Source organism: Tenacibaculum sp. AWR4_210, assembly GCF_056160945.1.
In genome coordinates, this window is sequence record NZ_JBSWYF010000021.1 from 1 (window position 1) to 12,585 (window position 12,585).

The 12,585-nt window shown below is 30.5% G+C and carries 13 protein-coding genes and 2 pseudogenes; 3 read left to right on the plus strand and 12 right to left on the minus strand.

From position 1 onward, the window contains the following. Positions 1 to 204 precede the first annotated feature (204 nt). The 5 genes and pseudogenes from ACXAG7_RS19695 to ACXAG7_RS19715 form a co-directional block, all read right to left on the minus strand. Positions 205 to 555, minus strand: coding sequence for a hypothetical protein (locus ACXAG7_RS19695; RefSeq protein WP_476667889.1), 351 nt, complete (start codon positions 553 to 555; stop codon positions 205 to 207). Positions 556 to 973: 418 nt separating this feature from the next. Continuing rightward, positions 974 to 1,123: pseudogene (locus tag ACXAG7_RS19700) on the minus strand (IS1 family transposase); the annotation flags it as partial. Between the two features lie 256 nt (positions 1,124 to 1,379). Continuing rightward, positions 1,380 to 1,889: a hypothetical protein gene (locus ACXAG7_RS19705; protein ID WP_476667890.1), complete on the minus strand. Its 510-nt coding sequence runs from the start codon at positions 1,887 to 1,889 to the stop codon at positions 1,380 to 1,382. A 6-nt stretch (positions 1,890 to 1,895) separates the two neighbouring features. Beyond that, on the minus strand, positions 1,896 to 2,144 hold the full coding sequence (locus tag ACXAG7_RS19710) for a hypothetical protein (RefSeq protein WP_476667891.1): 249 nt from the start codon (positions 2,142 to 2,144) through the stop codon (positions 1,896 to 1,898). A gap of 978 nt (positions 2,145 to 3,122) precedes the next feature. Further along, a complete protein-coding gene (locus ACXAG7_RS19715) occupies positions 3,123 to 3,257 on the minus strand; it encodes a hypothetical protein (protein ID WP_408042694.1) in 135 nt (44 codons plus the stop codon). A 2,458-nt stretch (positions 3,258 to 5,715) separates the two neighbouring features. On the opposite strand from ACXAG7_RS19715, the gene ACXAG7_RS19720 reads away from it, so the two are divergent. From ACXAG7_RS19720 to ACXAG7_RS19730, 3 genes are all read left to right on the plus strand, one after another. Continuing rightward, positions 5,716 to 5,865 (plus strand): hypothetical protein, encoded by a 150-nt coding sequence (locus ACXAG7_RS19720; protein WP_476667892.1) that lies wholly within the window; start codon positions 5,716 to 5,718, stop codon positions 5,863 to 5,865. A gap of 25 nt (positions 5,866 to 5,890) precedes the next feature. Beyond that, on the plus strand, positions 5,891 to 6,169 hold the full coding sequence (locus ACXAG7_RS19725; RefSeq protein ID WP_476667893.1) for a hypothetical protein: 279 nt from the start codon (positions 5,891 to 5,893) through the stop codon (positions 6,167 to 6,169). Positions 6,170 to 6,231: 62 nt separating this feature from the next. After that, a complete protein-coding gene (locus ACXAG7_RS19730) occupies positions 6,232 to 6,636 on the plus strand; it encodes a hypothetical protein (RefSeq protein ID WP_408042691.1) in 405 nt (134 codons plus the stop codon). A gap of 105 nt (positions 6,637 to 6,741) precedes the next feature. Here ACXAG7_RS19730 and ACXAG7_RS19735 read toward each other — a convergent pair whose 3' ends face one another. From ACXAG7_RS19735 to ACXAG7_RS19765, 7 genes and pseudogenes are all read right to left on the minus strand, one after another. Next, positions 6,742 to 7,155 carry a hypothetical protein gene (locus ACXAG7_RS19735; RefSeq protein ID WP_476667894.1) on the minus strand — a complete coding sequence of 138 codons (414 nt, stop codon included), beginning with the start codon at positions 7,153 to 7,155 and terminating at the stop codon, positions 6,742 to 6,744. A gap of 73 nt (positions 7,156 to 7,228) precedes the next feature. After that, complete coding sequence (locus ACXAG7_RS19740) at positions 7,229 to 7,723, minus strand: hypothetical protein (protein WP_476667895.1); 495 nt, start codon at positions 7,721 to 7,723, stop codon at positions 7,229 to 7,231. Then, a complete protein-coding gene (locus ACXAG7_RS19745) occupies positions 7,692 to 8,021 on the minus strand; it encodes an RHS repeat domain-containing protein (protein ID WP_476667898.1) in 330 nt (109 codons plus the stop codon). The genes ACXAG7_RS19740 and ACXAG7_RS19745 overlap by 32 nt, the downstream gene beginning before the upstream one ends. A 319-nt stretch (positions 8,022 to 8,340) precedes the next feature. After that, positions 8,341 to 8,751 (minus strand): hypothetical protein, encoded by a 411-nt coding sequence (locus ACXAG7_RS19750; protein WP_408042688.1) that lies wholly within the window; start codon positions 8,749 to 8,751, stop codon positions 8,341 to 8,343. A gap of 23 nt (positions 8,752 to 8,774) precedes the next feature. Next, positions 8,775 to 9,761, minus strand: a pseudogene (locus ACXAG7_RS19755) (RHS repeat-associated core domain-containing protein); the annotation flags it as partial. 386 nt (positions 9,762 to 10,147) lie between these two features. Then, positions 10,148 to 10,864: a hypothetical protein gene (locus ACXAG7_RS19760; protein WP_476667896.1), complete on the minus strand. Its 717-nt coding sequence runs from the start codon at positions 10,862 to 10,864 to the stop codon at positions 10,148 to 10,150. 548 nt (positions 10,865 to 11,412) lie between these two features. Next, complete coding sequence (locus ACXAG7_RS19765; RefSeq protein ID WP_476667897.1) at positions 11,413 to 11,565, minus strand: hypothetical protein; 153 nt, start codon at positions 11,563 to 11,565, stop codon at positions 11,413 to 11,415. Positions 11,566 to 12,585: the final 1,020 nt, after the last annotated feature.

The window sequence follows — 12,585 nt, forward strand, 5'->3', positions numbered from 1 at the left end:
TCTAAGACAAAATGAAAATAATAGTATTTAAACGAACTTTTTTTGTTAAGCAATACAAATTATAAAACAAACAAAACCTCAACAGCTCTGCAGTGGCTTTGTTCTTGTTATTTTCAAAATTCAATTCTCAATTGCTTACTCATAACCGCCACTAGAAAGGATTCTAGCGGTAGGCCTGACATTCTATGTGCCATCAGAGCTAGGCTACCACATGTCATAAAAATCATTTCTATTCTTTTCATATTTCAAAAACTCATCATTATTAATACCTAATATTTTTGAGCTATAATTCCTATAATTTTCATTGAATCTCTCTTTAAAAAAATTAATTATTAAGTCGTGAGTTAATGGGTTCTCTAAGTCTTTAGTATTAAAGGTGGAGTATCTTTTTTTTGATTTAGGATATAGTCTCCTGTATTCTTTATACTGCTTAAAAAAATATAAACTTAGATACACAGCTAATTCATTCAAATAATTTTGAACATTATTGGCTTTAGTTTTACCAACATAATAATCTAGTATAACTTTATAAAAAACTTCTTTTGAATCCATCATTTCTATCTAATTCATTAATCAATGAAGTGATATTTAATTTTCACTTTTTTTTGTATTAAAATTGGTTTCTCAAATTTATTCCATCTAACCAAAGCAGCATCATAATTTCTAGCTACGAATTCGTGCCATAGTATACCTAACTCTTCGTTTAGCTCTTTTCCAGTATACCCAAACTTCTGCATCGTGACATTCTCAAGGACGGATAGTAATTACTTTACCTCTATAATTTTTGAAATTTAATTTCTATTTGCTTACTCATAACCTCCACTAGAAAGGATTTCTAGCGGGAGCGGATATATTTTCAGCTTCTTTAAGTCGCTTTGCAATTATCTTCTCTCGTTCTTTTTTAAACTCTTTAAAAATTACTTCCTTATCATAATTATACTATTTCACAATCATAGTTTAAATATAGCACATTTCATCCCCAAAAATAAATTCTCAAATGTGCTTCTAAATATTTTTGATTTCTAGTAAAACAAATTGTTTTTCTAGATAACCTTTTGATATGCATCTGTAAATTTAAATTTATCCTCTCGATTCTATTTGTACAATATTGAAAACGTTTGTGGTTTTTTTGAATAAAAGTAACCTAGGTTTTAAAGGCTCTAACAAAATTTAAATATTTCAATTAACTAAAGATACTGATCTAAAAGAACAGCATCTATCTTTTTATCTTTCTGATTTTCAGATTTAAAAACCAACATTTTACTTCAGGTGCTAATTTGACCCATTACCAAACTAGACAAGTTTTTTCTTAAAACAAAAAAAGACTGACTGAAATTACTTTTCAGACAGCCTCTTTTGTTTATGTTTTGTTTTAAGTATTACCATACTTGTGTTTCCAATAACTTAACTTTATTATTATAAATTCTTATTTTTGAATAAATACTAATCGTAGGGTCAGGTAGTTTAATTTCATTACAAAACGAATTTTTATTTTCTCCCATTAACTTAATCTCTTCTTCCCATTTCTTTGATGTCGATTCTTGATTTCTTTTTAAGTTAATTTCTCCATCTATTCTAATGAATTCAAAAACTTTTTTTTCAATACGCACCATTATTATATTGGGCTGTTTATTCTCATAAACTTCATAGAACTCAATTTCTACTGGCTGATTGAAATCGAGCTTATTAATAAGCTTATATCTTAAGTTATCTTTAAGGGCTTTGGATAAAATTATTTTAGATAATGACTTATCAAAGTCCTCACAAACACTTGAAATATAAGTCAAATTGCCAATATTCCATTTTTCTAAATCATTAGAATTAATATTCGAACTAGGTTTTACACAACCCATTACCAATAATAGTATTAAATAATATTTTCTAATCATATCTTCTTATTTACTTTTTCCAATAACATCCGCTGCCTTAGCGTTATTTATTTTTCTAGCCGCTTTCCATTCATTTAAACTTGTGGTTGTACGGAAATTTTTAATAATCAACATAAACCCGTTATGTAAATTTGACCTAGTAGCCTTTGGAACTGTTGAATAATCGAAATGCATTTTTTCAGCCTTTGGAACCATTAAAAATGCTCTATCATCATCACCATTATCAACAGTTACACCTAAGCTTGTTTTTCTCATTTTATTGAATTACCACAGAAATTCTTCTAATAAAGTAACTTCTCCAATTCCGGCATTTTTCTGGGTAAATAACCTGCTAATTATATATTTATCAGTGGCTTTCTCATTACTCACAGACAGCACTGATTAACTAGCTTGCCTTGTTATCATAACCCCAGATAAAAATAATGTAGACTAATATTGATGTTAAAAGACTAACTATAAAATCTTGAAGCGTAAAACGTTTTTCTTCCACACATATATAAACTCCATAAGCTAGAAACAATAAGAGCACGATTAGTTTTTTTCTTTTTCTTACTTTTTTTTGGATCATCTATTCCTTTTTGATATTCAACTATTTTTTGTGGGCATTATCGTAATATTCTTTTGAAATCACCCAATAACCCTTTTTTATTCTAAGATAAACAGTACCGAAACACCTACTCTAAGGTGTTTTAAAAGGCTACTATTCCGAGACATTGCAAATCTAATTTTCATTCGAATAAAATAATAAGTACCCTTCTAATTTTGTCCGTAGCAGCTTTTATGTGACTTACATTATCATAACCTATTCTGGTTCAATACCTTTTATTTATCCTTATTATATTGACTAACATAACTACAGATAAAAACAAAATTATTATTAAAAATAAAATTGGGAAGAGTGCTGAAAATAAATCTAATTTAATCTTTGTTAATTCATAAAGAATGTACAGCAAGCTAATTACAGATAAAGAAAGAAAAAGAATATTCAAATATCTAATAAATGAACTACCTTTTCTGTTAAAAAAAAACAATAAAACACCTGAAAGAAAAAAAAACGTAATAACACCTATTAATTTTATATCTTCAAAATCTTTCGTATTTATGTGATGACCTGAAGCTAGCCTAAGGATCAGATTTCCTATGGATGCTATAATTAGAGATATTGATAATGTCAATTTAATTGCCTTATTATTTACTATTTTCATAGTCTTTATTTTTTTGTTTTAAACATATTTAATTTTTAGGAAACACTTTGTCTGCTTCTTCTTTACTTATTCCTATCATATCGACTTTTACTACAGTTTTATCAAAATCTTTTAATAATCCAGATTCTTCAGATTTGAAGATACCATTCTTATTAAAAAACATACCCCTTACATTTTATTTTCAACTATTTTGATATGTTAATTTCATGATTTTATTTAATAATCACAGCAATTCTTCTATTAGAAGTAACTCCACTAGTTCCAGCAATTTTTCAGATAAAAATACACAAAGTTTTCAAAGAACTAAGGTTGTATTCCTGTTAATCTTCTTGATACATTCTCTTCTTATTGGTTCGTACTCTTTTTCACTTAAAGCGAGACTTATTAACAGCTACAAAATCACAACAGCTCTACTGTGGGGTTATCTTCATTACTTTGAAAAATTAGCCACTAGAAAGGATTCTAGTGAGAGCAGACATATCTTCGGCGTTTAGGTTTATGAAGGTAAGTATTTGTACAAACTAAGAAATAGCGAGTGAAGAAATGAAATTGCGGTGCGATAGCACAAGAGCATGGAATTTTGAAAACGAGCGGTACGCTGTAATTTCCTCGTTTGGACTTGATTTTTTGTTTCGTTTTGTATCGAAGACAAAATGAAAATAATAGTATTTAAAAGTACTTTCATTCTTGTTAAGTAATACAAGTTATAAAACAAACAAAACCACAATATCCTTGCTGTGGTTATCTTATAATATTTTTTTAATTAATTCCTATTTCTTTAGTCATTATCACCAGAAAGGATTTTTAGCAGGAGCAGATATATCTTCGTTTTGTAAGCTTATGACGGTAAGCATCTGTGCAAACTAAGTAATAGCGCGTGAAGAAATGGAAATGTGGTTCGATAGCACAAGAGCATGGAATTTCGAAAACTAGCGGTACGCAGTAATTTCCTTGCTTGGACTTGATTTTTTGTTTCGTTTTGTATCGAAGACAAAATGAAAATTATAGTAATTAAAAGTACTTTTATTCTTGTTAAACAATACAAGTTATGATACAAACAAAATCACAACATCCCTGCTGTGGTTTTATCTTGGATGTTTTTACAAAATATTCTTTACTTGTATACTCCTAACCATCACTAGCAAAGATTCTAACAGGGACCATACTCCGACATCTATGTGCCATCGGATGAACAGCTATAATTTAATAACCCCATAGCCTCATAATGACTGGAGTTAAACAAAGAATAAATAATAAGATTTTGTTATTTATAATAAACTTTACTTTGGTTGCGAACCAAATCAACAAAATCAATTGAATTAATATCATAAAAATAGATACTACTAAAAGATATTTATCTGCGCTTCCCCCGGAACCAAAACTAAAAAAATGAATAAAAGTACCTATTATTTGTAAAGCAAAATACAAAACAACATTTACTAATACTACAATTATATTTATTAAATATTTCATTTCTATTCTTTTACTGTTACTGTCATTCTTAATTCTCTCATTGTATAAAAAAATCAGTTATCAATGCTTGGTTACTACTTTCTGCTAGGAAAATTAGGATATTGGTATATTTAAAGCATAAACATACTGTTAGGAAGTTTCCAAAACATCAGCAGTCAGATCAACGTTCATCTATCTACCTAAAGCAGCATTATAATTGCTAGCACCGAAGTCATGCCATTTTAATCCAAGTTCTTCATTAAGTTCTTTTCCATTATACTCAAACTTCTGCATCCTAGCATTCCCAAGGACGGATAGGAATTAATTTATCTCTAATATTTTTGAAATTTAATTTCTGTATTGCTTACTCATACTCGGTATTAGTCACAGATTAGCACTAGCCGTTACGTTGTTATACTAGGACGAACGGGGGAAGTAAATCTTGCGATAGCAGGAGCAAACGAGCACTAGCCGTGCAAGGTTGCTATATCCATGATAGTAGCAGATTAACGACTAAGTACAGAGCAAAAACTGCAATAACAAACTGTTTTTGAGTAACTTTTAACTTAAAAATTTGAATGATATACTCTGAAATAAAATAAACTATTAATAAGATTACGAACTTTATTAATACATTTAATAATGTGTAATTTCCTTTTATTAACTCCGTAAAATTATTTTTTCCCTCCATTAAAAAATTATTTCCGTTTTAAATGCTTTAAATAAATCTTGGAATGAAGTTGGACCAACAGCCTTTCTGTCTCCATGAGAGTTTGAGGGTGTTTTCATCTTCTTCATTAATGAGCCATCTTTTTAATGCTCAACACCATAAATAATCATAATTACTACATCTAATCAACAATCGCAATCTATTTTTTATTCTTGTATTAATGAATAACCGCAGCAATTCTTCTATTTGGAGTAACTCCTCTAGTTCCAGCAATTTTCAAGTAAAAATACATATAATTTTCATAGAACAAAGGAGACATTGTTGTTTATCTTCTAGCTTTAGAAATGAAAACTTTCTTAAAAACAAACAAAACCACAACAGTACTGCAATGGTTTCATCTTTATTACTATAAAATTCAATTTCTAATTACTTACTCATACTCGCCACTAGTTACAAACTGGCTAAGTATTTTCGGATTACCATTGACCAGCTCATACGCATGAGAGAAGAAGTACACGAAGAAATTACCATTGTAGATAAATCCGAATCTGAACGCATCAATTTAATTCAACAGCTCGAAGATGAAGGTAAAAAAGCTGTATTTCGTATTATTGATAGTATGCTAAACAAAGTTCAAAGATTTCTTTAACAAAAATATTGCAACTCTTTAATTTATGGCGAGATTAATTACCTGTGAAGTTTGTCAAAAACAAATTAACTCTAGTGCTGAAAATTGCCCCGAATGCGGACACCCACATGAAAAGGACAGAACCGATGCCAAAAACTTTAGGCAAATTTTATGGATACTAGGCTTTATGGTAGTATTTGCAATATTCTATAAAACAGGATTATTACAGCAAATCATTGATATGCTTTTCAAAAAGCAACTTCTTTTCACCCTTTATTTTATAGTCATTACACCAATTTCTCCAAAAGAAAATTGCACAATTTAAATTCTTTTAAAAGCTATACGCAATATTATAAATTGTCTATTACTTTTTAATGAATATTTAATATGATTGATATTTGGAGGGGGAGAGATTTTGAGACTTTGTACAAGCAGTTTCGTGCAAAATCTGCAAAAGGCAAAATATTTATGATGCGAGATTATCAAAGCGGAGATACTACCATAGGTAAAGGAGCAATCATATTACTACACAGAACCAGTTTATTTATTCTAGGACTACTCACAGAGCTGTATCTCAAAGATAGTCGGTACATGATTGGAGATATAGGATTGCTCTTTTGTTTGGCACAAGAACGTAACAAGGAACTAAGCAAAAAACTGGAACAGCTAAGAGCTAAAAATATAGATAGAGCCAGGCTACGAAAAATGCAATTACGACACATTTTAAAAAGAAAACAAAAGAGCATAAAATCTCTTAAACCGCATACCAATACTCACAAGAAACAGAAGTAACAACCAAACCAGCAAACACAAACATAAAAACATAAAGCCCTACATTTCGCAAGGCTTTTGTATTTAAACATAATATATCACCGTTTCGAAGAGTGATTATTTATGCTACGGGCATAAATCTCTATATTTATTTTTATCATAAATCTTATAAACATAAATATTACTATTCTCTTTATTACCCTCACTAAAAATAGCTTTAACAGGAGTTTTACTTAAATAACCACATTCGTCTTCTGCTATTTCAATCTTCAATAATTCATTATTAAAAACTAATAGGTAATCAAAATTCTCAAAATCAAAAGCCTCATAATTTATGTAGTCTTTTAGCTTATATAATGGTTTATGTTTCTGAGTAAAAATATGAATTAGTTGTTCTTTTTTATGTATTAGTTTAGGAGGATAGTCAAAGTTTTCTTTGATATCAATACTTTTTACAAACTCAAAACTAACTTCTGTGTCTTTATTACAACTAAACATAACACAACATATTATTAAAATTATTAATTTATTAATTTTCATAGTTTTATAATTTTGCCCCTGTAGGATATTTGATATTTGTTTTACGCTGTACTTGTTTTCCATTTTTAAAAAATTACCAAACTCCACCTTTAAGTGCTTGATATAATGGAATAGTAGCTTTACCCGTCGTCTCACTAATATTAGCTTTCCTATAACTCCCTCTCACTGTTCCTACGCTCGTTTTACTAAAGCCTAAAGCTAAAGTTTCTTTTGAACCTTTCATAGGGTTTTGACTAGGGTTATTTGAATTACACGTATTTAAACACAGAGTTGTGTTTTCTAAATTTCCTTTAGGAGTTGGTAAATCTGAAACATTTGTTCCTGATGTTCCCGAAACATTCGTTTTTCCATTACCTGTAGAGACTATATATTCGCCGTTTTCAGAATCTAGATCTAGAGCTTGATTACTACCGTGTGCATCAATTACAATTTGTTCTGGACTGCCATCAATATCTCCCCAATCTTGAGAAAATTCAGCCTCCGTATTCGCATCAATTAAAGCAACTGCTCCCTCTCCATACTGTTCAAAAGCATCATCATATTGAGCCATTGCTTGCTTTGCCCCCATCTTTACCGTTTTCTTTAGGGTCATAGAAAATATAGCCTTTTACAATCTTTCTTTGCTCGGCGGTTAATTCTTTTCCGTTTTTATCTCTCCAAGCTTCGGGAGCCATCCCATTAGGTTCTATAAACCTAATAGAATTATTAAACGCATAGTTATACGGCGGATGCCTGCGCATTTGTTCAGCAAGAGGGTCAACATTCATCCATCTACCAAGAGCTGGGTCATAATTTCTAGCACCGAAGTCATACCCTTCTATGCCTAATTCTTCGTTTAACTCTTTCCCATTAGCCTCAAACTTCAGAGCAACACTATTACCTAATGAATTCGTTACATTATTGTATACTTGGTATCTGAGTCCAAAGGTATAGTAATTACTTTATCTCATCAACAACCTAACCTGGTTTTCCTCATTATATTGAGTGACCGCAGCAATTCTTCTATTTGGAGTAACTCCTCTAGTTCCAGCAATTTTTAAGTATAAATACACAAAGTTTTCAAAGAACAAAGGAAACATTGTTGTTTATCTTCTAGCTTTAGAAATGAGAACTTTCCTAAAAACAAACAAAACCACAACTCTCGTCGTGGCTTTATCTCCATTATTTTAATAATTTAATTTCTATTTACTTACTCAAAACGCTTTCTGATAAGTCAATTTTTAAACATTCTTCACAATTTAAAACCTGTTTGTTAAATATTTGCTCAGAAATAGCCTCAATACCTTCCGATGTAGAAGATAAATTAATTGAATCATCTCTTTTTATTTTAGTAAATATAGAAGTTCTATTGAAATTCAAAGATTTAACATAGATATAATTAGAATTATAATAGACAATTGTACAATTATCTATTAATGGATTATAACTACTATCGTGTATACCCATAGAAACTAAGCGAAAACCAGCTCGTTCGTCATTAGGGTCTTTTAATATCTTAAATTTTTCATCTATTTTTTGTATGACATTCCATTGACTATCATTCCATCCACATGAAATAGCAAACATTAAAATTATTAGTGTTAAATATTTTTTCATATTCATAAATTCTGTATTTATCTCTATTCTTTATCCAATAACAAGCGGTAAAGTTTACCATAAAATTCATAATAACCTTTACGAGGAAGTTTCTCTGTCCAAATATATCTTTGATAAGTAGTAGTCATAGCTTTATTTCCATCTCCTCGCTCCTTATTTGAATCACTACCTAAATTATTGTCGGAGAAAGATGACATAGTTTTACTGTCATAAACAGAAACAGTAAAAGATTCCCCATCTCCATTAACTCTGACAGTAATAGCAATACTTCCAAGAACATGGACGGGTAAAATCCAGTTTCCTGGTTTATTCCAATTATCTTTCGCCCATTTTTTTATGTTACCTAGAGAATAACTACTCACAAATGTTTCCCCTGAGGATGCTTTCCCATCGGATATATTATTCAACAAACCTTGCGTAACTTTATCTTTGATTGGTTTCCAATTTTGAACACTATTCAAGGCACCTCCACCAACTATTACACTATTTTCATGTCCTTCCCCAAAAACAAAATCTGTTCCTATCTCAACTAAATAGTCTGGTTTAACCTTAACACCTACATTATTGTTCTTATTTAGATAACCACCATGAAGATTATCTGTAAAGTCCATTTCTGGATTTACTTTCAAAGTTTGTCCTGCGAATATTTTGCTCACATCTTCTACACAACTAAGTATCTGTAAGTCAACTACTGAAACACCGTACTGTTTCGATATTTTAGTTAATGTTTCTCCTTTCTTCACCTGATGAGTTGTTGGGTCATCCGGTCCAACTGGTGCCATTCCATCAGGATCAATAAAATAAATCGGATTATTAAATGCATAGTTATATGTCGAATGCATACGCATCGATTCAGCAAGAGGATCAAGATTCATCCATCTACCTAAAGCAGCATCATAATTCCTAGCCCCGAAGTCGTGCCATTGTATACCAAGTTCTTCGTTTAACTCTTTTCCATTAGCCTCAAACTTCTGAGCAACACTATTACCTAATGAATTCGTTACATTATTGTATACTTTGTATCTGAGTCCAAAGGTATAGTAATTACTTTATCTCATCAACTACCTAATCTGGTTTTCCCACATTTTATTGAATAACCACAGTAATTCTTTTATTTGAAGTAACTCCTCCAGTTCCGGCAATTTTCAAGTAAAAATACACATAGTTTTCAATGAACAAAGGAAACATTGTTGTTTATCTTCTAGCTTTAGAAATGAAAACTTTCTTAAAAACAAACAAAACCACAACAGTACTACAGTGGATTCATCTTTATTACTTTTAACTTTACTTCTCACCATTATAAATGGCTTTAATAGTAGCGTTGTCTATTTAAAATTCCTTTAACTCATTACCATCACACTAAAACTAAATGTCTATTTACCTGACTTAAAAAAATTTAACTCCCCCACCAAGAAAAATTAGTATTCTCTAATGGATCTAGATTTTTTCTTCGAGCAGAATCAAAACCAATCTCCTTAACTTTGGATAACCATTTCTTATAAGCTAAAAAAACTTGAGAAATTGATTCCTCATCAACTGTATATTCTTCTTTAGTATTATTATCTAATAATACAGGCATAGAAGAATAGTTAAATGGTTTCTCAAAGAAAATTTTATTAATCAAAAATAAGGACTCTACTTGAACAGAGTGCTTTTTAGATTTTCCAGTATAAATCTGAGAACTTAAATTATTATAACTTGAAAAAGGGCTAGAGCTAATTCTTGAATCTCCTTCAAAACTTAGTAATTCTTCGATCATTAATATTTTATCTTTATCAGAAAACTTTAAAAAATCAGTTGGTTGTAAAACTTGATTATTAGCTCCGGTAAAGTCAATTTTATAATGTTTATCATTATCTATACTTTTGAATATCGAACTTTTAAATTCTGATACTTCGAAAAAATTCTTTTCGTCTGAACATGAAAAAAGAACCATAAAACTTAAAACTATAAATCTAATCATTTTGGTCATCCTTAAAAATTTTAGTATTTGTTTTTTATCAGTAATTTTTCGTACACCATTCTTCTCAGTTCCAAAACTATTAATTTTCTTATTATCCAAAACACTATCATTAATTTTAAAAAAAGAAATTAATATTTCCTTTGAACCCATTTCCAACATTAGTTCGAACGCTTCCCTCTGTTCCCTCTCTAGATACTACTTCTACAGACCTACCTTTTTTAGTAGTATTAACTCCTGCATTATCATCATAAATTCCATTGAATTTCTAACGGCTGAATGAACAACATTGCCCTTCCAATTCTTGAACTCAGTAATTTCAGCTATAACTTCAATACTCGTAGCTACATAATCATCATTTTCTAGAATGGTTTCTACTTGATTATTATTAATCCATATTTGATTAACTCCGAGGATGTTTCCAAGACAATCTGATACACAATCACATTTAGTAGTGTTTACAGATGAGTATTATCAGTATTATACCGTTTTTATCAACCTTCAATATTCTTTGAGTTACAGAGACTAGACTCAATGTCTCTACGACCGTTCCATTATCCACATAAATATTCCCTTTCTCATAAGTTCGATCAAGAATAATAAAAGTCGTTACCCCACTTTTAGCTGTAACTTAATCTACTAATTGTTCTCCAGTTCGCAACATACTACCACTAGAAGTAAAGACAATATTTCTATCAGGATCAATAAAACAAACCGAATTTAGTTTTCGAATACACACGCATTTCTTCAGCTAACGGGTCCACATTCATCCATCCACCTATAGCAGCAGCATAATTACAAGCGACGTAGTCATGCCATTGGATATCTAGTTCTTCATCTAACTCTTTCCCCATTATACCCAAACTTCTGCATCGTAGCATTCCCAAGGACGGATAGTAATTACTTTATCCAACCAACAACCTAAACTAGTTTTCCCACATTTTATTGAATGACCTCAGCAATTCTTCTATTTGAATCAACTCCTCTAGTTGCAGCAATTTTCAAGTAAAAATACACATAGTTTTCAAAAACAAAGGAAATATTGTTGTTTATCTTCCAGCTTTAAAAACGAGAAACTTTCTTAAAAAATACGAAGCCTCAACAGCTCTACTGTGGTTTTATCTTCATTCTTTTGAATAATTAGCCACTAGAAAGGATTCTAGTGGGAGCAGATATATCTTCGGTGTTTAGGTTTGACGGTAAGCATTTGTGCAAACTAAGAAATAGCGAGTGAAGAAATGAAATTGCGGTGCGGTAGCACCAAAGCATGGGATTTCGAAAACGAGCGGTACGCAGTAATTTCCTTGTTTGGACTTGATTTTTTGTTTCGTTTTGTATCTAAGACAAAATGAAAATTAGAGTAATTAAAAGTACTTTTATTGTTAAGCAATACAAGTTATGATACAAACAAAACTACAACAGCTCTGCTGTAGCTTCATCTTTATTATTTCTTAAATTAATTCCTATTTCTTTAGTCATTACCATCAGAAAGAATTCCTAACAGGAACAGACATATCTTCAGCTTGTAGCCTTATGAAGGCAAGTATTTGTGCAAACTAAGAAATAGCGCGTGAAGAAATGGAATTGCGGTGCGATAGCACAAAAGCATGGAATTTCGAAAACGAGCGGTACGCAGTAATTTCCTTGTTTGAACTTGATTTTTTGTTTCGTTTTGTATCGAAGACAAAATGAAAATTAGAGTAATTAAAAGTACTTTTATTGTTAAGCAATACAAGTTATGATACATAACAAAACTACAACAGTACTACGTTGGTTTCATCTTTATTATTTCTTAAATTAATTCCTATTTCTTTAGTCATTACCATCAGAAAGAATTCCTAACAGGAACAGATATATCTTCAGCTTGTAGCCTT